Origin of the sequence: Acaryochloris sp. IP29b_bin.137, from assembly GCF_028285745.1 — a bacterium.
In the GTDB taxonomy this organism is placed as follows: Bacteria; Cyanobacteriota; Cyanobacteriia; order Thermosynechococcales; family Thermosynechococcaceae; genus Acaryochloris.
Map to the genome: position 1 here is coordinate 23945 of NZ_JANQOP010000186.1, position 21618 is coordinate 45562.

General features: G+C 48.2%; 18 protein-coding genes and 1 tRNA gene. 13 read left to right on the forward strand and 6 right to left on the reverse strand.

From position 1 onward, the window contains the following. Positions 1 to 297 precede the first annotated feature (297 nt). Positions 298 to 1755: an NB-ARC domain-containing protein gene (locus Q0991_RS13575; protein ID WP_299489265.1), complete on the forward strand. Its 1458-nt coding sequence runs from the start codon at positions 298 to 300 to the stop codon at positions 1753 to 1755. Positions 1756 to 1819: 64 nt separating this feature from the next. On the opposite strand, the gene prmA is transcribed toward Q0991_RS13575, so the two are convergent. From prmA to Q0991_RS13590, 3 genes are all read right to left on the reverse strand, one after another. Beyond that, positions 1820 to 2761: a 50S ribosomal protein L11 methyltransferase gene (gene prmA, locus Q0991_RS13580; RefSeq protein WP_299489266.1), complete on the reverse strand. Its 942-nt coding sequence runs from the start codon at positions 2759 to 2761 to the stop codon at positions 1820 to 1822. Further along, positions 2761 to 4344: a phosphoglycerate dehydrogenase gene (serA, locus tag Q0991_RS13585; RefSeq protein WP_299489267.1), complete on the reverse strand. Its 1584-nt coding sequence runs from the start codon at positions 4342 to 4344 to the stop codon at positions 2761 to 2763. The genes prmA and serA overlap by 1 nt, the downstream gene beginning before the upstream one ends. A 137-nt stretch (positions 4345 to 4481) precedes the next feature. Then, positions 4482 to 6695, reverse strand: coding sequence for a Na-K-Cl cotransporter (locus tag Q0991_RS13590; protein ID WP_299489268.1), 2214 nt, complete (start codon positions 6693 to 6695; stop codon positions 4482 to 4484). 1132 nt (positions 6696 to 7827) lie between these two features. Between Q0991_RS13590 and rpoD the strand changes: the two genes are divergently transcribed. Next, complete coding sequence (gene rpoD, locus Q0991_RS13595) at positions 7828 to 8943, forward strand: RNA polymerase sigma factor RpoD (RefSeq protein WP_299489269.1); 1116 nt, start codon at positions 7828 to 7830, stop codon at positions 8941 to 8943. Between the two features lie 95 nt (positions 8944 to 9038). On the opposite strand, the gene Q0991_RS13600 is transcribed toward rpoD, so the two are convergent. After that, complete coding sequence (locus tag Q0991_RS13600; RefSeq protein ID WP_299489270.1) at positions 9039 to 10754, reverse strand: SulP family inorganic anion transporter; 1716 nt, start codon at positions 10752 to 10754, stop codon at positions 9039 to 9041. Positions 10755 to 11139: 385 nt separating this feature from the next. On the opposite strand from Q0991_RS13600, the gene Q0991_RS13605 reads away from it, so the two are divergent. The 3 genes from Q0991_RS13605 (at position 11140) to Q0991_RS13615 (ending at position 14149) form a co-directional block, all read left to right on the forward strand. Further along, positions 11140 to 11216, forward strand: a tRNA-Met gene (locus Q0991_RS13605). Between the two features lie 128 nt (positions 11217 to 11344). Further along, positions 11345 to 12796 carry a DUF697 domain-containing protein gene (locus tag Q0991_RS13610; protein WP_299489272.1) on the forward strand — a complete coding sequence of 484 codons (1452 nt, stop codon included), beginning with the start codon at positions 11345 to 11347 and terminating at the stop codon, positions 12794 to 12796. A gap of 6 nt (positions 12797 to 12802) precedes the next feature. Continuing rightward, entirely contained in the window at positions 12803 to 14149 is a 1347-nt protein-coding gene (locus tag Q0991_RS13615; protein WP_299489273.1) for a GTP-binding protein, read from the forward strand. 2 nt (positions 14150 to 14151) lie between these two features. Here Q0991_RS13615 and Q0991_RS13620 read toward each other — a convergent pair whose 3' ends face one another. Next, the gene (locus tag Q0991_RS13620; protein WP_299489274.1) at positions 14152 to 14547 is read right to left on the reverse strand and encodes a hypothetical protein; all 396 of its coding nucleotides are present in this window, start codon (positions 14545 to 14547) and stop codon (positions 14152 to 14154) included. Positions 14548 to 14700: 153 nt separating this feature from the next. Next, positions 14701 to 15099, reverse strand: a complete 399-nt coding sequence (locus tag Q0991_RS13625) for a pentapeptide repeat-containing protein (RefSeq protein WP_299489275.1) — start codon at positions 15097 to 15099, stop codon at positions 14701 to 14703. 219 nt (positions 15100 to 15318) lie between these two features. Here Q0991_RS13625 and Q0991_RS13630 point away from each other — a divergent pair, with 219 nt between their 5' ends. The 8 genes from Q0991_RS13630 to Q0991_RS13665 all read left to right on the forward strand — a co-directional run. After that, complete coding sequence (locus Q0991_RS13630) at positions 15319 to 16503, forward strand: HlyD family efflux transporter periplasmic adaptor subunit (protein WP_299489276.1); 1185 nt, start codon at positions 15319 to 15321, stop codon at positions 16501 to 16503. Between the two features lie 9 nt (positions 16504 to 16512). Then, positions 16513 to 17667: an ABC transporter permease DevC gene (gene devC / locus Q0991_RS13635; protein ID WP_299489277.1), complete on the forward strand. Its 1155-nt coding sequence runs from the start codon at positions 16513 to 16515 to the stop codon at positions 17665 to 17667. A 1-nt stretch (position 17668) separates the two neighbouring features. Continuing rightward, positions 17669 to 18379, forward strand: coding sequence for a DevA family ABC transporter ATP-binding protein (locus tag Q0991_RS13640; RefSeq protein ID WP_299489279.1), 711 nt, complete (start codon positions 17669 to 17671; stop codon positions 18377 to 18379). Between the two features lie 393 nt (positions 18380 to 18772). Beyond that, the gene (locus Q0991_RS13645) at positions 18773 to 19306 is read left to right on the forward strand and encodes a ferritin-like domain-containing protein (protein ID WP_299489280.1); all 534 of its coding nucleotides are present in this window, start codon (positions 18773 to 18775) and stop codon (positions 19304 to 19306) included. Between the two features lie 76 nt (positions 19307 to 19382). Further along, positions 19383 to 19625, forward strand: coding sequence for an Asr1405/Asl0597 family protein (locus Q0991_RS13650; protein WP_299489281.1), 243 nt, complete (start codon positions 19383 to 19385; stop codon positions 19623 to 19625). A 10-nt stretch (positions 19626 to 19635) separates the two neighbouring features. After that, positions 19636 to 19863, forward strand: coding sequence for a hypothetical protein (locus Q0991_RS13655; RefSeq protein ID WP_299489282.1), 228 nt, complete (start codon positions 19636 to 19638; stop codon positions 19861 to 19863). A gap of 44 nt (positions 19864 to 19907) precedes the next feature. Beyond that, a complete protein-coding gene (locus Q0991_RS13660; protein ID WP_299489283.1) occupies positions 19908 to 20468 on the forward strand; it encodes a (2Fe-2S) ferredoxin domain-containing protein in 561 nt (186 codons plus the stop codon). 142 nt (positions 20469 to 20610) lie between these two features. Beyond that, positions 20611 to 21618 (forward strand): iron uptake porin (locus tag Q0991_RS13665; RefSeq protein WP_299489284.1); only part of this gene is annotated, 1008 nt, incomplete at its 3' end.

Here is a 21618-nt window from a genome sequence, read left to right on the forward strand (position 1 = left end):
GTTTTATTAAGCATGGATTCCATGCTGACGAACAACTTGTTCAGGCTTTATCCTACTGAAAAGCCTTATCGAAATCAAAATTTCGCTATCGGATAAATCGATTAAAGAGCGATGTCCCAATCATGTTTTTTCTGCCGTAAAACGTAATTTAGTGGATTGGCTTGGGCAACCTATTTAGTAGAGGGGCTTCAGTCCCGTTGGTCCTAGCAATTACTAAGACATGAAGATGCATCTGAAAAATCGTTTTAGGCTCCAACAACAAGCTTTTAAAACCAGCTAAGGCCAGGCTATTTAGATATGTACAACGGCGCCCATAACTTTATAAATGAAGCAATTCCCTATCAAGCAAAAGTGGCTGATCCGCTTTATCTAGTGCCATCTCTTCCTCAGGGACAACCAGAATTTAAGCAAGCCTACTTAATTCTGCAACGTCTATTTCCCACCGCCGAACTCAGCAACATTCAAACAACCGTTTTTTTGCAAGCCTGGCAAGGCAAGACGTATCAGCAAATTGCTCAAAGCACAGGATACGATGCGGACTATATCAAAGATGTGGGCCACAAGTTATGGCGAAAACTTTCAGAGCTTTTAGGGGAATCCTTATCCAAACATAACTTTTGCTCTATCCTCAGACGTCGATATCAGCAAATGGAAGATGCTGAGCTTGGCCTCGATGCTTCCAAAGCATCAGGGGTGCGATCATTTCAATCCCACAAATCGAAAAAAGGAGGAGAGGTCTCGCGCCAAGTCTGTGATTGGGGCGAAGCTGCAGCCGTTCCGGTCTTTGTTGGTCGTCAATTTGTGATGACCCAGCTCAAACGTTGGATCATCGAAGATCATAATCGTTTAATTGGCATCTTCGGATTAGGGGGAGTGGGTAAAACCGCTTTAGCGGTTAAATGTGTTGAACAAGTTGAAAGCTTTTTCGATTGCATCATATGGCGTTCGTTGCGCGATCAACCCAATTTCGATGCATTGATGACAGATTTGCTGGGGTCCATTGGGGGGCAAGGGATAGAATTACCGGAAACGGCACAAGAAAAGGTGACCTTGCTGATCAGCTACTTAGATCAGCATCGCTGCTTACTGGTGCTAGATGATTGGTTCTCCGTTCTAGCAGGCAATCAATTGGCAGGAAGTTATCACGTAGGTTGTGAAACCTATGGCTTGTTGTTAAGACGTATTAGTGAAAGCCGCCATAAAAGTTGTGTTCTGATTACGAGTCGCGAGCAGCCAGCAGGGTTAGCATTCACCGATAACGAGGCTTTCCCCAGTCGTACTCTCTATCTAGATGGTTTAGACCAAGATTCAGGGCGAGAAGCCCTCAAATCCTTTGGTCTGGAATGCTCTGATGAATGCTCTGATTTACTGCTTCAACGCTACACCGGGAACCCTCAAGCCCTCAGAGTAGCAGTGAAAACGATTGTCGATTTCTTTGCCGGGAATGTGCCCCAATTCCTAGAACGGGAAGAGTTGATCTATGGTGATATCAAGCGCCTGCTGCATCAGCAATTTGCTCGACTATCTGAACTCGAACGCTCTATTATGAATAGCCTAGCTAATCGAGAAGCGCCCGGTTCTCTAGCGGACATTGCTGCTGCTGGAGATATTTCCTTAGACCAGAATGACTTACTACTGGATGCATTAGAGTCCCTACATCGGCGTTCATTTATCTGGAAGAATAACGGTCGTATTAGCGTTCCTCAACTCCTGCAGGAATATCTGAAAGTATCCCAAAAAATAGGGCAAACTTAGAGAATTTTCTTCCTAGTCTTTGTTCTGAGATTTCTCTCCCAGTTCTTGTTTTGAGACAAATCAATTATCGGCTAATTATCAAGCAGCACCAGTCTTGGTCTTGATCAGTTTTACGAACTTCCCAGTGATGGCTGTGGAGCGCCTCAAAAATCATGGGCTTTTGAGTATCTAGAATGCCGCTGAGGATCCCCCAACTTCCCGGCTTCGCAATGTCAGAGAATTGAGGTATTAAGTCTAGAATCACGGAAGCCAGAATATTGCAGCAGAATCCTTGGACAGGATTCTGGATATGTTGTCTAAGCTGATCAATGCTTCCTTCGGTAACCCATAATTGATTGGAGGTCAGTCCATTTAGAGCGCGACTGGCTTGGGTTGCGCCAATGGCAAGGGGATCCAGATCAACGGCATAAGCTTTATCGGCGCCCAATAAGAGGGCTGCAATCGAGAGAATTCCTGTGCCACAACCAATATCAGCAATGGTGAGCGGATGGGACTGTGGTTCTTGCATCTGCTGTTCTAGAGCTCGTAGGCAAAGTTGAGTGGTCGCGTGGGCACCGGTACCAAATGCAACACCGGGATTGAGACGGATGAGAAGACGGTCACTCTGGTTTGGCACGTCTAGCCAAGCTGGATAAATCAGTAACCGCTTGCCGATTTCCAGCGGATGCCAATAGTCTCGCCAGTTATAAGCCCAGTCTTCCTCTGTGATGATTTGCCAGCTAACTTCCGGGGCAGGTTGTCCCACCGCTTGCACATCCTGGCGCAGACGATCCGCCATTTGCCCCAGCTCAGGGGGTTGGACTCGATCTAGGGATAGATATCCACAAACCGTTAACGCTTGATTGATAATTTGGCTTGATGTGCCTTGGCAACCCTCCTCTTGGAGTCGCCAAAACACCAGATCATCCAGCAGTGGTACCCCCACAATCTTAATTTCCCACCATTGGCTAGGGGTTAACGTTGTGGGGGCGACCGACTGATTTTGACCGTCTGGAGAATCGGCCATTACTGCAAATTCACGATATAGGCATCCCGAATCCCTTCTACATTGGTGATTTCAGATAGAACGCCTTCCGGTAAAGGATCATCCAAGCTGAGCACCATAACTGCAGATCCGCGCACCATTTTACGGCCCACTTGCATACTGGCGATATTGACGTTGAAGCTGCCGAGCTGAGAACCAATTTGGCCGATAATACCTGGCATATCCCGATGCACTGTAAGCAGCATATGGCGAGTCGGAACTACGTTGATGGGGAAATCATCAATATTGGTAATCCGCAGCTCATTTTCACCTAAGATAGCACCAGTGACGGATCGTGTTTCCGAGGGACCTTTGGCGGAAAGTTGAATCGACCCTGAATAGTCTCGAACTGAAGCATCACGGGTTTCAACGACACGAATCCCCCGATCTTTAGCTTCGATGCCAGCATTGACATAGTTGACGCGCTCCCGCAGAGCAGGAGAGAGGAGTCCCTTAAGGGCAGCGACAACAATGGGCTGACTATCGTTTGAGGCCAGTTCTCCTTGCAACCGCACGTCTAGAGATTCAATTCGACCGCCAGCCAATTGACCGACGAGATTTCCCAAGGTCTCGGCTAAGAGCATATAGGGCTTGAGTTTCTCTAAGACGTCGGGGCGCAAACCAGGGATATTCACGGCAGAACGAGCCGGTAATCCTAGAAGAACATCCCGAATTTGCTCCGCTACATCCACTGCCACATTGGTTTGGGCCTCCTCAGTGGATGCCCCGAGGTGTGGAGTCAAAATAATATCTTGCTCTAAGTGACACAGGGGAGAGTCTCCTAATGGCTCATTGGCATAAACATCTAAGGCGGCGGCAGCAATTTGTCCCGATTCCAGAGCTTGGGCTAAAGCCGCTTCATCGATAATGCCGCCCCGAGCACAGTTGATAATGCGGGCCGTGGGCTTCATTTTGCTGAGGTTGTCAGCATTAATCAAATTTTGGGTTTCGGGGGTTTTAGGAAGATGCAAGGTGATATAGTCTGATTCTTGAAAGAGGAAATCCAATTCCACCAAGCGGCAGCCTAGCTGTTCTGCTCGTTCTTGGGATAAAAAGGGGTCGTAGGCCAGTAGCTTCATGCCCATGGCCCGAGCGACTGTCGCCACATGGGAGCCAATTTTGCCGAGCCCGACAACCCCTAGGGTCTTTTTATAGACTTCTACACCTGTAAATTTTTTGCGCTCCCACTTTCCTGCTTTAACGGACTGATTCGCATCGGGGATATGGCGGGAGAGGGACAGCATTAAGGCTAAGGCATGTTCTGCCGCCGCAATGGTGTTCCCTTCGGGAGAATTCACCACCACGATGCCCTTGCGGGTCGCGGTGGGCACATCCACATTATCGACTCCAACCCCAGCGCGGCCAATAATTTTGAGCTGGGTGGCTGCTTCAATCACTGCTTCTGTAACTTGGGTGCCCGACCGAATCATCAGGGCATCGTACTCAGGAATAATTTGGATGAGTTCTTCGGGAGAAAGCTTGGTTTTAACATCAACCTGGGCAACTTGACCGAGAAGGTCAATGCCAGAAGGGTCAATTGGATCCGAGACGAGAACCTTGGGCATAACAGGAAAGGAGAATGAAAGTTCACAGGGATGAACAGAACGGAATGGACCCATTTCTGACACCTCAGTTCGCCATTCTACAAGAACCCCGAGGGAAGAACTAGGGTAAAAAAGATAAAGCTCATGCAGCCGAATGCCTATTCCTTTTCCAGTACGTCAGCAAAGGCTAAATTTTGAGACGCCAGCACAAACAAGGTGGTGGGTAACCCTAAGGTTCGAGTCTGTAAATTCTCGTAATATTCACTAAAGTGTTCATCGGGGCGGGCCATCCCTAGAATAACGAGATCAGCCCCTTTGGAAGAGGATTTTAAGATCTGGGCAAAGGGACGTCCATTGGCAATGATCACTTGGGAAACCGCACGAATACGGAGGCGCTTAACGACATCGTCAAGGTTGCGTTGAGCGGCTTGGGCGGCAGACTGATCGGGGACAACGAGTTTGAGCCAAATTTCGGTCTGCCGCCACACCATACTGGTCCGCAATAAGTCAGCCAAGATCAGCATCAGACCGCCATTTTGCTTTAAACCGCCCCACCAGACATCAATTCGGCTGCAGAAGTTGGGAAAGCGGTTTTGATGATTGTCTTGGTACCGGAGAATGGCAACATTTCGTTGAGCTTGGTGGAAATGGGCAATCATTTGGCAGTAGCGATCTCGACTCGTAGCGTTTTCCGTATTGCCCAACAAAATGGTGTTAGGGACTAAGGCTCCAAGACCGTAAGCTTCGACCAAACGTTCTGCCCCACCAAAGGGATCGCTATCGCGAACAAAACGAACGAGGGCTTTAACTCCTTTGCGATCCAAATAGTCTTTCACCATCGCTTCCATCGTGGTCTGTTGCGCTACGTCTCTCGCCTCTGCCGGGAGAACACTGGAAACAGTAATGAGGCCGCGATTGTGGGTAAGAGCAGAGGCTACCTGGACCAGATGCCATCGGCGAGTGGGAATGCCTGATAACACCAAAATATGTGGTCGCCAGTTTTTCGGGTCGGGGGCATTGCTAATTTGAAACAGTCCCTTGCGGACCACAGTCATCCATATGCCCCGACGGACATCTCCCCAGGCGCTTTCCAACTGCTGGCGCTCTAGCCATAGGTAGATGGCCAATACAATCAGAGCCGCGACAATGGTTGCCAGCCCGTTGATCAAAAACATAACAGCAATACATCCCAAAGCACCCATCAGGGAAAAAATCCAGTGGATGCGGAAGGTGGGACGGAAAGAAGGGCTTTGAAGAAAGCTTTCCACGCCAGCCGCCACGTTAAGGACCATATAGGTGGTCAAGAAAAACATACTGAGAACCGGGGCAATCAAATTGAGATCGCCGATGGAGACTACCGCTAAGGCAATCCCTAAGGTAAACAGCGTGCCCAGTCGGGGTTCATCCGTGGGGCCGCTGCCAATTCCCAGCCACCGAAGACTGCGAGGCAAGATGCGATCGCGCGCCAATGCCTGTAAGACTCGGGGAGCCCCTAAAATACTGCCAATCGCACTGGAAAGAGTGGCGCCCCAGACTCCCAATAAGATGGCATCGCCCCAAAAAGCAATTTCCCGCATCACTAGGGGATTTTGCATCAGGGTGCCAGGTTCGGCTCGCATAGTGAGCAGGATCGGCAATACCATATAGATCACATAGCCGGTTCCCACCGCAGCCAATGTGCCTTGCGGGATCGACCGGGCCGGATCTTTGAGATCGCCGGACATACTGACGCCCGCCATAATACCGGTGACGGCCGGGAAAAAGACGGCAAAGACTTCCCAAAAACTCTTGGCTTGAGGAATGGCATCGGTCCCTGTTTCTGGTGGCACCGCATGACCAAATCCAAAGGAGATCAGGGAGAGGGCAATGGCTGCCATAATCCCAAATTGGGCTTTGATGGCAATATCGGCTGACTTTAAGGCCAAACCCGCCACTAATAGGGTGGTAATGGCAGCCACTAGGGTTTGATTGAGGCTGGGAAAGATGCGAACCAGACTTTCGGCAAAGCCAATGGTGTAGAGGGCCACAGAGACAGCCTGGGCAAAAAATAGGGGAATCCCCACGGCCCCACCTGTTTCAATCCCAAGGGAGCGGCTAATCATGTAGTAGGCTCCCCCAGTCCGCACCACCTGATCGGTGGCAATTGCAGAAATAGACAGGGCCGTTAAAAAGGTGATCGAAGTGGCTAGGGTGACGATCACCAAAGTATTAAACAGACCGACATTGCCCACAACCCAACCAAAGCGTAGGTACATAATCACGCCCAGGATGGTCAGCAAGGAGGGAGTATAAACGCCTGCAAATGTGCCTAGTCCAGGCGTTTCTTCGGTACTAGCCTGGGCCTTAGACCGACGCAGAGGGAATTGGGGCATAGACAAACTTGCACATGGAGGATTGCGGGCCTCAGTTACTATCTCACAAACTTTTGGCGGTAGGATTAATGGCTGAGGTGTGTAGCATTGTACTTCGCTTCCCTCTCCCCTTGCTTAATAAGGGCTACAAACCGATTTGCCTGCCATGTGGATGCAATTGGATATTCTGTATCCCATCTTGCCAGGAGATAAAAATACACGCTAGAAACGCGACAAACTAAGGCAAAGTCCACCGACAACTAAGGACACCGATTGACCGATTTATTTACTGATTTTTCTTATCGGCTTTAAAGAGTGACATGCTGCGTTATTAGCCTTGATGTGTGATTTACAGATGCCCCTTGAACACCATCAGGCCCAACAGGGTACCCAGATAATAAAGTTGAAGCAGAAGAGGTATCAGGTTGTTTGCGTTAGTTGGCTGATGCACAGCAGTTCTGCCACATTCGGGGTGATAGGCCGACCTTCAAAGCAAAGATATGCCTGGGCTGGATCCACTCAGAAATATTTTTTCTAGCCATTCTGGCATACCAGTGCTTTAGCTTGAGTAGTTACAAATCTTAATTATTTTCAAGTTAAGTTAAGTTTTGCTACTTCTTTGCTTCGGCCTCTGCCCTAGCTATCTACGGGTCAATTCCCTAAATCTGGTGAGTGACTTCTGCTACCCTACACTACATCTAGCGCTCTCCTAGGAACGATACTCCAAGACCCTAGTGAATTAGATCACTGGATTGTGGTGATCCACATCAATCAGTGCTCTACTAAAAGAGATAAAGCGCTCACAGTCTTGGGGGACTTGCCAGTATTCCATACTTCATTCTGGAAGTTCAGAGCAAGGGATGTCGTTTTCAATGGTTTAAGTCATAATTGCGGTGGAAGTCACTGTAGACTGTCCCAATTTTCGTGAGAAAGGCTACAATCATGGAGGTTTAGCAATAGCCGAGCGGCCAAAATCCGATTTAGGACGGTACTTGATCCGCTTCTCAGGCTTTGAATTGCCCTGTCCATACTACTGAGGGCAAGTTCAATCGACCTCTGAATTCAACGCCTTAACTGAATTTGTTAGATTCGGTTGTAGTGAGTAAATATGGTTCTCCTATCGTCTTAATTAGGGAGTATTGAGGAATCCGGCATGACCCAAGCCAATAATGTACTAGAAGCTATCCAAGCCCCAGCAAATGATTTAGATCATCTGGTTGAGGAGGCGGCCAGTAGCGCTAGTGAGGATAACCAATCCGATGAAGGAGGGAAAACGAGCAAAGCTCGCACTGCCCGTCGTCGGGGTCAATCCAAGAAGAAGCATTACACAGAAGATTCCATCCGGCTTTATTTACAAGAAATCGGTAGAATCCGGTTGTTGCGAGCTGATGAAGAAATCGAGTTAGCTCGTAAGATTGCAGACTTGCTTGAGCTGGAACGCATTCGGGATGATCTGTATGATCGGCTCGAACGTGAACCCCATCTCCAAGAGTGGGCCACGGAAGTTGATATGCCCCTCAATCGATTTCGCCATCGCTTACATACCGGCCAGCGAGCTAAGGACAAGATGGTGCAGTCCAACCTTAGATTGGTGGTGTCCATTGCTAAAAAATACATGAATCGGGGGCTGTCTTTCCAAGACCTAATTCAAGAAGGAAGCCTTGGCTTGATTCGAGCTGCTGAGAAGTTTGATCACGAGAAAGGATACAAGTTCTCCACCTATGCCACCTGGTGGATTCGTCAGGCCATTACCCGTGCGATCGCAGATCAATCCCGCACCATTCGCCTCCCAGTTCACCTGTACGAAACCATATCTCGCATCAAGAAAACCACTAAACTTCTCTCCCAAGAAATGGGTCGCAAGCCCACGGAAGAAGAAATTGCCACTCGCATGGAAATGACCATCGAGAAACTGCGTTTTATTGCCAAGTCAGCCCAGCTCCCCATCTCTTTGGAAACGCCTATTGGCAAAGAAGAAGACTCCCGCTTAGGGGACTTTATTGAGTCCGATGGGGAAACCCCAGAGGATCAAGTTTCCAAGAGTCTGCTTCGCGAAGATCTAGAAACGGTTCTCGACACCCTTAGCCCCCGCGAGCGTGATGTTCTGAAGCTGCGCTATGGACTAGACGATGGCCGGATGAAGACCTTAGAAGAAATTGGTCAAATCTTTAACGTTACTCGTGAGCGGATTCGGCAAATTGAAGCCAAAGCGTTGCGTAAACTGCGCCATCCTAACCGCAATAGCGTATTGAAAGAGTATATTCGCTAGTCTCAATAATCAGTAAGTCAATAAACAAGAGGATGCCGTACTTCAATGGCATCCTCTTCTTTTATTTCAGCTTCTTAATCTGACAGTCGACCCACCTAAACTTCCTTCTCGCTAGGAAGCGGACTGCGAGATAGGGGCACATAGAGCAGTGCCGCAGCTTCATATAGGGCATCTAATCGGCGAATAAACCAACTGTCTTTGGGGAGATTGTGAATGGATTCAATCCGATGCAAACGTTCTGCGACCTGTCCATGTACGCCTACTAAAAAAACTACTTTTCCTGTATTCTCTGCATCTTTGAGGATATTCTCAATGGCTAAGGAAGCCGTAATGCCTACTCGGGTAACATCACTGAGATCTAAAATCAACACTTTGTAGGCTTTAACAATAGACAGTCGCTGAGAGATAGACTTAGCTGCGCCAAAACTCATCGGGCCGCTAAAGAAAAAGAGCAGAATTTGACCCTTAGCCCTGGCAATAATATCTTTCTCAACCTGACTGATTTGCTGATCATCCGTGGGCCCCGTAATCGTTCGCATAGTTTGTACTTGCAAATCGGTCAAACTTTTAATCGTCAACAGATTAGCCAGAAACGCACCCACGGCCACTGCAGTCACTAGATCCACAAACACGGTCAAGAACATGACCAGATACATGACTCCTGCCCCTTTCAGCGACAGCCGATGAGCCCGTTTGAGAAAACTCCAATCAATAATGTCAATCCCCACTTTAATCAGAATTCCCGCTAAAACAGCATTGGGAATGGGTTCTGTTAAGCGGGAGGCACCAATGACAATCACAGCCAAAACAACCGCATGAATAATGCCAGATAAAGGGGTTTGTCCTCCCGACTTGGCATTAATCACGGTGCGCATAGTTGCTCCAGCCCCTGGTAGTCCTCCCATCATGCCAGCCATAAGGTTCCCTAATCCTTGGCCGATCAATTCTCGATCGGAATCATGCTGGGTGTGAGTGATATTATCGGCAACTAATGAGGTTAAAAGCGAATCGATGGAACCCAACATAGCCAACATCACGCTGTAGCCCAGCATGGTTTTGGCATACTTTAGTTGGAACATCGGCATCTGCAACTCTGGCAGTCCGGCAGGGATCCGTCCAATCACCGGAATTCCACTCTCGGGAAATCCATAAACCGAAATTAAGGTGCAGACGACCAGGGCAATTAACGGTGCCGGCAAAATTCGATTTAACCGGGGCGGAGCAGCAAACACAATCATCAAGGTTAGAAGTCCTAACCCGAGAGCAACTGGATTGATATCTGTCACCACGCCTGGGAGTTGTTGCAGGGCATTGATGGCCTTAGAAGAAGCTTTATGTCCCAGTAATGGCGAAATCTGCAGCGTAATGATGATCAAACCCACACCAGACATAAATCCCGAGATAACGGTGTAGGGCATTAATGTAATGTATTTCCCTAACCGTAAGACCCCAAATAAGATTTGGAATAGCCCTGCCATCATCACAACGGTGAAGGCCATGGCCAGGCCCGTTGCAGGGTCATCCTTCATCAAGGCCGTAAAAATAGTCGCCATGACGACGGACATGGGGCCAGTCGGTCCCGAAATTTGTGAGGGTGTCCCTCCACAAAGGGAAGCAAAGAAACCGACTCCAATAGCGCCGTACAATCCAGCAATAGCGCCTGAATTGGTCGGGACATCTGCAGTAGCGGAGACCCCAAAAGCGAGGGCTAAGGGTAATGCAACAATCGCTGCGGTCATTCCACCCAGCAGATCACCTCGAAAGTTGCGAAAGTGTAGGTTATTCACAAACCTATACTGAGCTGTTGCCATTACGCGGAGCCTGTATTTAATTCTTAGGTGAGTAAGATTATAAGCCCAAGCCCATGAAATCAAGGGTCACGTGACTAGCACGTACAAGTTGAAGTGAGTATTCACTTAACTTAAAAGAAATTTATAAAAACTCAACCCCCACTTATTCACTTATTGGTTTCTACAACCCTTCTAAAACAGATTCTCTCTTACAATGATGCTGGCTTTGAGGATCAACAGATACTGCGTTTTGATGGCTTTTTGACTCCGTTTGATCTGACTCATGTTGGAGCTTGTTCTGTCCCACCTGTTCTCCCAATCTCTTTAAAGAGATAGAAATAGACCCGGAAGGGACAAATTGCAGTTGCCAAGTACACTCATTGATGTCTATACTGAGGTTTCGCGCCGCGGGGTAGAGCAGTCTGGTAGCTCGTCGGGCTCATAACCCGAAGGTCCATGGTTCAAATCCGTGCCCCGCCACCAGTGCTTAGGGGTACCCCAGGGATAACAATCTCTGGGGTATTCTTTTTTAAATAAGTCCTGACATTTCTCAGGGCAATCTGCGAGAATGGCGAGGACGGGATGTCGAGATTGTTGAGGATCTTAAGTCTATGTCTGCTCAATCATCACAACGGATTTTTTGGGGTGCTGGCACCCTTGTCTTGTTTATTTGGTTCTTGATCCCCGGTGGTCATCATGGATTTTCCGAATTTTTAACCGCGGGGATGGTCGTCGGTTTAGGCAGTTTGGCCGTTAGCCTCAAGTTTTTTCCAGGCTTAAAGCGCCAAGTCCCTGACCTAGATGCCACTCAAATTTCTCGACCTATTGTTGAAAAGACTGTAGCCACCAGCGAATCGTTGCTTGAGCAACTTGAAACCCTTGCAGAACCCACACCTCAATCTGCGGCCTTCAAGGAGCAACTCCAGCAAATAGACTTGCATCGACAAGAGCCTCGCCTATTGGTGACGGGAGCACCTGGCGTCGGTAAATCGACGTTAATGGCGTTGCTCCAATCCCGGTGGTGCCAATTTCAGAAAGATCCTTGTGCCGTCACGGAAATAGGAAGTCTATCTCACTCAGCTACCCTAGAGATCTCTCCTGCCATGATGGCGGCGGATCTGATTCTTTATGTGATTCAGGGTGACCTTACGGAGTCTGAACACCAGTGTTTACAAACGTTGCAATCTCTTAAGCAGCGAGTTTTGGTTGTGTTGAACAAGCAAGATCAATATCTGCCGACCCAACGTTTAATTTTGCAACAGAAAATACAGCAGCGATTGCAGCCTTGGCTGTCAGAATCAGATATTGTTGCTGTCTCTGCTCATCCCCAGGCCGTTAAAGTGCGTCGCTTCAGTGAAGATGGTTCCTGTCAGGAAGACTTAGAGCACCCCCAGCCCGATCTGTCCGGCTTAGTCCAGCGCCTTGATCAAGTGATGGCCGCTGAGAAGGAACAACTCATTCTATTTCAGGCGTATCAGCAAACCGTTACCTTACGCACCCAAGTCCAAGGGGCGCTCAATGGTGTCCGTCGTCAGTTGGCGTCACCCATTATTGAACGATATCAGTGGATTACAGGGGCAACTGCTTTTGCCAATCCGGTGCCCACCTTAGATATGCTAGCCGCAGCAGCAATCAGCGCCAAAATGGTGACGGAGTTGGGATCTTTGTATCGGCTGAAGTTTTCGCTGGCTCAGGCCCAGGTCGTTGCCAGCACCTTAGCGACTGCCATGCTCAAACTCGGCTTAGTCGAGGTTTCGACGCAAGCCCTCAGTTCACTGCTGAAAGGACACCACTTTACCTTTGTCGCTGGGGGGCTGGTTCAAGGAGTGAGTACGGCCCATTTAACTCGAGTTGCTGGCTTGAGTTTGATCGAGCATTTTCAGGAACTCAGTGACCTAGCGGTTGCTGCTCCAGAGTCAAATTGGGATCCAGAGAAACTGAAGCAGATTGTGGCAAAAGTCTTTCAGGAGCATCAGAAAGTGGATGCCCTCAAGGCCTTTGCTCAGCAATCTATTGGTCGGTTCCGCCGTCAAGGGGGTCTGTTAGAAGCCCCTGCATCCTAAGCGATTGTGGCTCAGTCTCTACCAGACAACATTCAAACAGCAGTTGAGGAGGCAACCTGCAAACCCATATCGGTTCGCCAACATGCTTGTTTCAGCATTCAACATATTATTCAACAAGTAGAGACCTTTCCTGTTCCGCTGCAAACAGAGCTGCAAAACCAGCTGGGTGCCTTATCCAGCTTGAACTCGAAACTCAATCAAGGGATATTTCAAATTGCGACGTTTGGGTTTGTCAGTCGCGGGAAATCGGCTGTTCTCAACGCTTTATTTGCGGAGACCATTTTTCCCGTTGGTCCTTTGAATGGAGAAACGCAATGGCCCCGTTCTGTGCGTTGGTCGCCTGGTGGAACTTCTTCTCTACCGGATTTACAGATTGAACTGATTGATACGCCTGGTTTAGACGAAATTGAGGGGCAGGGGCGAGCCCAAATGGCTCAGGAAATTGCCCAGGCTGCTGATCTGATTCTGTTTATTATTGCGGGGCCACCCACTGCCTTGGAATTAGACGCACTTAAAGCGTTACGACAATCGGGGCGTCCGCTATTGATTGTGGTCAATAAGGCGGACCTCTATCCTGATTTAGATGCGGCCAAAGTTTATGATCGCATCACTGATTCGTCTTTACAACAGGTTCTAACCCCAGAAGATATCTTGCTGACATCAGCCGCTCCAGCTCCCTTAGAAATTCGGGTAGAATTTCCAGACGGTCGCACCACCACAGAGTGGGAAACACCTCCCGTAAATATTGAGCCCTTACGCTTGGCATTGCTGCAGTTGATTCAGCAAGAAGGCCGCACAATATTAACCTTGAATACGCTTCTGCAAGCCCAAAGGATACAGCGCGATATTGCCGAGCATGTTCAGACCTACGAAGCGCAATCAGGCAAAGCCTGTATGGGGCAGTATGCCCGCTTAAAGGCTGCGCTCATTGCCATTTGTCCGCTCACCTTTCTCGATGTCGGCATCGGTCTCCTGGCTGATTTACTCTTAATTGGCACCCTAGTCAAACTCTACCGCTTGCCCACCCATCGACACCAAGTTAATCAACTTTGGGGCCAAATCCTATTGAGTCTTACTAGCTTAGGTTTAGTGGAGATCATGACTCCCACTTTGTCTGCTTGGACCCATCATCTCTCCCTCGGTTTTCTGCCCTGGGTGAGTACCGGTTTACTCCAAGCCGGGGTTAGTCTATATGGCACGCAGCGGGTGGGTCGTCAAACGCAAATCTATTTAGTCAAGGGCTACACTTGGGGTCCCTTGGGCGCTAGCACCTTGATCCAAGATATTCTCAAACAATTGCAGCCTCAGACGGTGCTGTATCGCCTGCGGGAAGAGTTATCTGCCCAGCTATAAGCCTATTTCGATAGGCAGGCTGGACTGTTTTCAAGAATGACTTCAAACATTGGCATTGCCACCTCTACAGGTTGCTGATAATAGCCCACCATCTCTTGCTCAATGTTGCGGCGAGCTTGATTCGCTTGTCGAGTGCCCGCATACTCAGACAAAATCACGAGATATTGAGCTGCTCGCGACGCTGCTTCGATGCGATCGTTTCGTCGCATGGCCACCTGAAATAAATTCCAAGATTGCCAAGCACTATTGACGAGGGAGGGCCTCGTAATCAACCCTTGAGAGATGGCGCTTTCGTAATTGACCCGGTAAGGGCTACAGGTCTTGGCTGCAAGCGCCGGTGCCACCACTAATTGCAGTTGAATGGGTAATAACAGCCCCAGCAGATAGATTCGTTTCATCACACACCCCACACACTAGAGAGTCATTTTTTCTAGACATGAAAATGCCTAATCGATATGGTGCCCATTGAACGCAGAAATGCGAATGGAAACTCGAGGCATCAGATGAGGAGTAAAACATGCTTTACTCAAAGCTTATCGTCTTTAAAGAATTTATGGGAAAGCAATCGTTCCATTCGGTAACGTGGCTTTTTCAAAACTTAATGCTTGGCCTAATCGCTCTCCGCCTTCAAACTGAGCTTGTGAGAGGTTCGCTCCCTCTAAATTGGCATCGGTGAAGTCTGTCCATGCGAGGCTAGTACCCGTCATCAGAGCATTGGCTAAATTGGCCCCTGTGAGATCGGCCAGATTTAAATTGGCGTTTGTTAGATTAGCCCCTGCTAGATTAGCGTGACGTAAATTAACAGCAGATAAATCAGCGCCTTGCAAGTCACAGCCAGGACAAGACCGCGATTTCACCAATCTTTGCAAATGTTCAGGATTTTCTGCCTGAGCATTTGGGCTGATCCAGAGCATTGCAAATAGGGCCACACCAAGAGTTAAAGATTTCATGGATTAATATTGAATACATACTCTTTGGACATTTTAGAAGAAAGCAAGGGGCAGTTCTATTCCTGACCATACTGTTTGGTAGGTCTGGTAGGGGTCTGAAAGACTTGGGAAAGTGAATACAGAATCGATATCCCCAAAAATAATTAATCTATGAGAATAAAAACAGATTCTTGAGGCAAAATTCTTTACAATTGGAGCATGTTGCATTGAGCCACGCCCGTGGGAGATAAACCATTTCTAAAACCCTCTGGGAAATGGATCATTTCTGGAGCAGTTGTCTTAGCTCTAGGGATTAGTGGTGTCAGTGTCTTTCAAGCTTTACATCCAGGACCCGACAAAACAGAGAATGCGCCGACTCCCTCTGCCAAACAACCCCGAGCGATATCCGCGCTGGGTCGTATTGAGCCAGCTGGGCAAGTGCTAAAAGTCAGTGGTCCGACGGGGGAAAGGGTTTTGAGGTTGTTGGTTAAAGAAGGACAACAACTGGAGAAAGGAGAGACACTGGCTTTCCTAGACAGCTATCCTGAACGGCAAGCTGAAGTAAAACTCGCTGCAAGCCGTTTGTTAGAAGCCCAGAATCGCTTTATTGCGGAAGGTGAGTTGGGAAGGGCGCAAGGACAAGAAGCAAGAACACGCCGCAACCAGGCTGAAAACCCAAAAATCAGAGAGATTCTGGCTCAAGGTGCCCTAGTTCGACAGTCTCGGGTGGAGTATCAACAAGCTCAAACAAACTTAAAAAGGTACCAAAACTTGCAACAGGCCGGAGCGGTTTCTCAGCAAGATTTAGATGATCGGATGCTGTCTTTTCGCAGTAAACAACAGCAACTCAATAATGCGATCGCAACCCTGGCCATGCTGGAAGAAGAACTCAAAACCGATAGCAACAATGCCAAAGCTCAAATCAATCGAACTCAGGCAGGGACCTTGCGATCGCAAGCCCAAATCGACTTAGCCTCAGCCAAAAGCAATCTAGAGCTCGCGAAAGCCCGGATGACGCGGACCATCATTCGAGCCCCCAAATCGGGTCAAGTTCTCAAAATTCTGGTGCGAGAAGGGGAAGCGATTCCTACGATTGCGAACCAAGGCAGTAATGCCCAGCAAGCTATTCTCGAAATGGGTAATACTCGGCAAATGTACGTGGTTGCAGAAGTCTATGAGACAGACATTAATAAAGTGAAAATTGGTCAAATTGCGAAGATTAACAGTCCTATTATCAAGGGAGAGATAGAGGGCACCGTTGATAAGATTGGGCTAAAGATTGGCAAGAACGATGTCGTCGGTACTGACCCTGCGGCCAATACCGACCTCCGGGTTGTAGAAGTCAAAATTCGCCTCCACAACAGTATTGCCGTTGCCGGGCTCACGAATTTGACCGTTAATGTGGATATCCAAATGGAAGGATAGGCAGCGAAGATGCTGCTGGCCATTCCCCTCGCCTGGTTGCAGCTTGCCCGGGAAAAGGTGCGGCTGTTGGTTGCCCTCGCAGGGATAGGATTTGCCGTTATTTTGATGATGATGCAGCTCGGCTTTCAAGAAGCGCTATTTACGGCTGCCGTTAATTTCCATGTCAACCTCAAGACGGATATTGTCCTGATCAATCCCCAAACAACCACCTTGTTTGCGATCAAGAACTTGAGTCGCAGACGACTGTATCAATCAGCCGGGGTGGAGGGTGTGCAATCGGTTACTCCCCTTTATCTAGACTTTGGATTTTGGCGAAATCCAGAAACCCGGAGCACCCGACAAATCATGATTATTGGGTTTGACCCCAGTCAGGCTGTCTTTTCCTTGCCAGGGGTAGAAACCTACTTAGACCAGATCAAATTACCGGATGTGGTGCTGTTTGATGAAAACTCTCGGCCTGAGTATGGCCCGATTGCAGACCAATTCCAACAGGGGCAAACGGTATCCACAGAAGTATCGGGTCGAAAAATTACCGTTGGTGGCTTGTTTCAGTTGGGAGCGTCTTTTTCTGCTGACGGCAATTTGATTACGAGTGATGTTAATTTGATTCGAATGATCCCTGAGCGAACTCTAGGATTGATTGATATCGGTCTGATTAACGTTAAACCGGGGGGAGATGTCAGTGCTGTGATCACTGAACTTCAGAACATCCTGCCAGATGATGTCCTAGTGCTTTCCAAACAGGGGTTTGTTCAATTTGAGCGAAACTACTGGGAAACCAGTACTACAATTGGCTTTATTTTTACCCTGGGCACTATGATGGGATTTATTGTGGGGATGGTGATTGTGTACCAAATCCTATATACCGATGTGTCCGATCATTTGGCAGAATATGCCACTTTGAAGGCGATGGGGTACAAAAGTCGATTCCTCTATTCTGTCGTACTGCAAGAAGCGTTTATCCTGGCTGTATTGGGATTTATTCCAGGATTCGCCCTCTGCTTGGGACTTTATAAACTGGTGCGAGATGGCACTGCTTTACCCATGTTTATGACGTCGGATCGAGTGATCACCGTATTTGTGTTGACCTTGATCATGTGCATGGTCTCGGGCGCGATTGCCATGCGCCGAGTTCAAGCGGCAGATCCTGCCGATATCTTTTAGGATGAGTGCTGCTCCAGTGATTGCGGTTGATCGGGTCAGCCATTTCTTTGGTAGAGGAAGACTCCGTAAGCAAGTCCTATTCGATGTTTGCGCCGATATCCATGCGGGCGAGGTTGTGATTATGTCCGGCCCTTCCGGGTCAGGGAAAACGACCCTTTTGACCTTGATTGGTGCCCTGAGAGCCACCCAGTCTGGTCGCCTGTCGGTCCTAGGCCAACAGTTGAGGGATGCTAGCACCCATGAATTGGTTCAGGTCCGTCGATATATTGGCTATATTTTCCAAGCCCATAATCTGCTGTACTCTCTCACGGCTCGGCAAAATGTCCAAATATCTTTGGATCTGCATACGGACATCGATCCAAAGGTTGCCTACCAGCGATCGGTGGATATGCTCGCTGAAGTGGGTTTAGCAGACTGGGCCGATTATTATCCCCAGGAATTATCAGGGGGACAAAAGCAACGGGTTGCGATCGCACGCGCCCTAGTCAGTTATCCAAAAATCGTCCTCGCCGATGAACCTACGGCTTCTTTAGATAAGCAATCGGGCAGGGAGGTCGTGGAACTAATGCAGCAGCTTGCCAAACAGCAGGGCTGTACGATTCTCATGGTGACACACGATAACCGAGTCTTGGATGTCGCAGATCGACTGATTCAGATGGAAGATGGTCATCTGAAGCCGCAATCAACCCCCTATCCACTCTCCTCCAACTGATTTTTTTATCTGGACAGCCCTTTGAGTCGACGGCAGCAGTTGCGGGACTGATTGTCCTCAGCATGTTTAGAGTAAAAAATCTCAGTTAATGAGTTTTGTCTATGCCAAAGTTTATGATTCATTATGCAGGCTTATTCCATCAATGAAATAGATCGATCTGCCGATAGGGGATCAGCAACAGGGGGCCTATGCTCAGATAGGCCCCTTATTCAGAAAGCGTTACAGCTAATTGCGATTCACAGCTTAACCCTTTACACAGGGTGTAAAGGCGATGAACAGAAATTTTTAATTGAAAATTGATTGCAATAACATCCATTCTCTGTTACTTTTTTGTGTAGAGATTTATTGAAAGATATTTTCAGTTAAAAATTTCTGTTTGAGATGAGAAGCAGTATGCCTGACATACAAACAGCTTGCCAACCTGCTGGGACAGTCGAACCCAACCCCATCGATCTGGGGTCAGAAATTACGGTTCCAGTGTGTGAAGGTTTGAATATTGCCCTAGCCAGTTTTCAAGGACTCTATTTGCAATATCAAAAGCATCATTTTGTGGTCGAAGGTGCTGAGTTCTATCCGCTACATCAGTACTTTCAAGATAGTGGTGAAGTAGTTCGAGGGCATGTGCATGACCTAGGCGAGCGTTTAAATGGCTTGGGTGGTGTCCCCATTGCCAGTGTTAATCAACTGGCTGAGTTATGTGTTTTTACGTCGGAAGCAGAGGGCTGTTTTACCGAACGGCAAATGGTGGAACATAACTTAGCAGCGGAGCAATCAGTGGTTTCTTTACTGAGATCGCAAGCTGCCCAGGCTGAAAGCCTAGGCGATCGCGCAACCCGTTATCTGTTGGAACAGTTATTGCTCGCCACAGAGGAGAGAGCTTTTCACCTTGCTCATTTTTTGGCAAGTGACAGTCTTAAAGTCGCGTAATTCAAGGGTGGCTTGTTGGCTAAGTGGGGATCGTTTCATTCCAGTACAGCGCTATTAAATCGTTTGGAGGTCATGGATGCGCCCATCCGGATATCAGTCCACGGTGGAATCACTTCTTGAGAAAATATGTCTTGGCGATCGGTGGCAAGCCCATCGGCGACTCAAGGAATTATCTCTTAATGCCTGGTGTTCTCCAAATGGACAGTTATGTGTGGAGATTAACAATGATGTTGAAGCCGCTCAAGTTTACAGTGTTCTCCAGCAGTTTGTCGCTTCTCGGGCTGAATTGGTGGGCTGGCTGGAACAATGCTGGGAATAACAGCAATAGCTTGCAGACACTCACTTGCACCCGACAAGAAAATAACGGTTGGGTAGACTTTTTTCTTGGTAAAGCCCAGGCGTTGTCGGGTCCATACCAAAGCATTTTAGATGGCAAAGCGAAAGTGGGACTTCACTATTGCAAAGGTGATTTAGACCGTATCGCCTCAATGCATTGTCCCTCCGCCGATATTCCCAGTTATCTGTGGCAGTCTCTACAAGATCAGCATCTGCCGTAAAGGACATCCATCCCAGCAAGCAAGGAGCATAAACTCTCAATTTCATGGGTAAACACATCGAAAAAACAAATTTCACCCTTAGTGGCCGTTTTTTGACCTATATTCTGTCAAAAGGCTGCAATGTCAAAGGCATCCGTTTGGCAACCGCTCAAGGAGAGCAGTACATAAAATTATCCAAGTCGTTGCGACCCGCTTGCTCCGATATTTTGCAGCCTGGAACATGGATTCAAGTGCAGGGCTGCCAAAAAGTCAACACCAAAACAGGCAAGATAAAGCTAAAAGCCAAGGCCATTATGCCTGCCCTGCCGGGTAGTGCCGTCAACAACATTGCGCAGCCATCCCATGAGAGGGTAGAGGATGTTCAGAAAGGCAAGATTCGAATTTGCCAGAAATCAAGCTGTCGGAAGCGGGGGAGCAAACAAGTCCTCTCTGCGTTAAATTCAGCGTTACAATCCTCAGGCCAAGATAAAGACATTCAGCTACAAGCCATGGGTTGTATTGGCAAATGTAAAGCTGGCCCCAATCTTGTCGTTTTGCCTGACAAGGCTCGCTACACAAAGGTCAAGCCTAAAAATATCACCCAAATTCTCCGACAGCATTTCTGAGAAACATAAGTGATGTTTGATAAGTTTCTTCTACACTTGAAGAAAATAGAGATAATGATTATCATTATCTCTATCGTTTAAGCTGGAGTCCTAGTCTCTCAGGGGTCACCCAGCGTTTTTTAACCAAATGTGTGTGAGGATAATGATGAAATATATTCGCTTGCTAGCCAGTGTATTGGGCCTATCTAGTGCGCTGCTGGTCACTGGCATGGCGAGGGCTAGCACTCTGTCTCCAGACAGGTCTGAAATATCAGTATCAGATTTATCTGCGGAGAATGTATCTGTGGAAAACACTACAGATATTGCTCAAGAAAGTCAGCAAGAGCCCTTGATCCTGGCCGACAATAGTCCAGCCGTCTCTGATCTTATGGCTGAGACAGAAGCGGATTCTGTGGGGCAGGTCACCTCTGTTTCCCAACTATCAGATGTGCAACCGGATGATTGGGCCTTCCAAGCGATTCAATCCTTAGTTGAGCGCTATGGCTGCGTTGCGGGTTATCCCGATGGTACGTTTCGCCCCAGTCGGGCAATGTCCCGACGCGAAGCAGCTGCTCTAGTCAATGCCTGCTTGGATAATCTCAGCAATCGATTTGCCACTAAAGAAGACCTAGATGCGCTTAAAGCCCTTCAAGACGAATTTGCGGCTGAGTTAGCCACGTTACGAGGTCGCGTAGATGGTCTCGAAGCCCGTGTCGCAACTGTAGAAGCCCAGCAGTTTTCCACTACCACTAAACTCCAAGCTCAAGTTGTCATGGCCGCTCAGTTTGGAGATTTTTTGAATAATCCAGGTGACAATATTCCTACTCCAGGCGGGGTAGGAATAGGGACTCCCGTCATTGCCAATAATCCGATTGCTGATTCTCGGGTCAGTGCTATTTCCCGAGTTCGTCTGTCTTTTCTGACCAGTTTTAATGGTGATGATGTTTTAGATCTAACCTTAGAAACGGGTAATGGTGGATCTGATTTCTTTTCAGCAACAGGAATTGCCGATCCAGCCAATAATCCCTTCCCAGTTCCACCTATAGTTGGTGCAAATGCTGGAGCTGTCGGGACAACTCTTGGAGATCCAGGAGTTGTGGACTATACAGGATCTGGTACTGGTGTCGAGTTATATAACCTTGGCTATACGTTCAAACCCGTTGAGAATTTA

Excerpts from the sequence above, each read along its gene's own strand:
- Q0991_RS13600 (WP_299489270.1), bottom strand. The coding sequence starts at position 10,754 with ATGGCAACAGCTCAGTATAGGTTTGTGAATAACCTACACTTTCGCAAC.
- Q0991_RS13575 (WP_299489265.1), top strand. The coding sequence starts at position 298 with ATGTACAACGGCGCCCATAACTTTATAAATGAAGCAATTCCCTATCAA.
- Q0991_RS13650 (WP_299489281.1), top strand. The coding sequence starts at position 19,383 with ATGCGCCCATCCGGATATCAGTCCACGGTGGAATCACTTCTTGAGAAA.
- Q0991_RS13610 (WP_299489272.1), top strand. The coding sequence starts at position 11,345 with ATGTCTGCTCAATCATCACAACGGATTTTTTGGGGTGCTGGCACCCTT.
- Q0991_RS13640 (WP_299489279.1), top strand. The coding sequence starts at position 17,669 with ATGAGTGCTGCTCCAGTGATTGCGGTTGATCGGGTCAGCCATTTCTTT.
- devC (WP_299489277.1), top strand. The coding sequence starts at position 16,513 with ATGCTGCTGGCCATTCCCCTCGCCTGGTTGCAGCTTGCCCGGGAAAAG.
- rpoD (WP_299489269.1), top strand. The coding sequence starts at position 7,828 with ATGACCCAAGCCAATAATGTACTAGAAGCTATCCAAGCCCCAGCAAAT.
- Q0991_RS13645 (WP_299489280.1), top strand. The coding sequence starts at position 18,773 with ATGCCTGACATACAAACAGCTTGCCAACCTGCTGGGACAGTCGAACCC.
- Q0991_RS13625 (WP_299489275.1), bottom strand. The coding sequence starts at position 15,099 with ATGAAATCTTTAACTCTTGGTGTGGCCCTATTTGCAATGCTCTGGATC.
- serA (WP_299489267.1), bottom strand. The coding sequence starts at position 4,344 with ATGCCCAAGGTTCTCGTCTCGGATCCAATTGACCCTTCTGGCATTGAC.
- Q0991_RS13660 (WP_299489283.1), top strand. The coding sequence starts at position 19,908 with ATGGGTAAACACATCGAAAAAACAAATTTCACCCTTAGTGGCCGTTTT.
- prmA (WP_299489266.1), bottom strand. The coding sequence starts at position 2,761 with ATGGCCGATTCTCCAGACGGTCAAAATCAGTCGGTCGCCCCCACAACG.
- Q0991_RS13620 (WP_299489274.1), bottom strand. The coding sequence starts at position 14,547 with ATGAAACGAATCTATCTGCTGGGGCTGTTATTACCCATTCAACTGCAA.
- Q0991_RS13590 (WP_299489268.1), bottom strand. The coding sequence starts at position 6,695 with ATGCCCCAATTCCCTCTGCGTCGGTCTAAGGCCCAGGCTAGTACCGAA.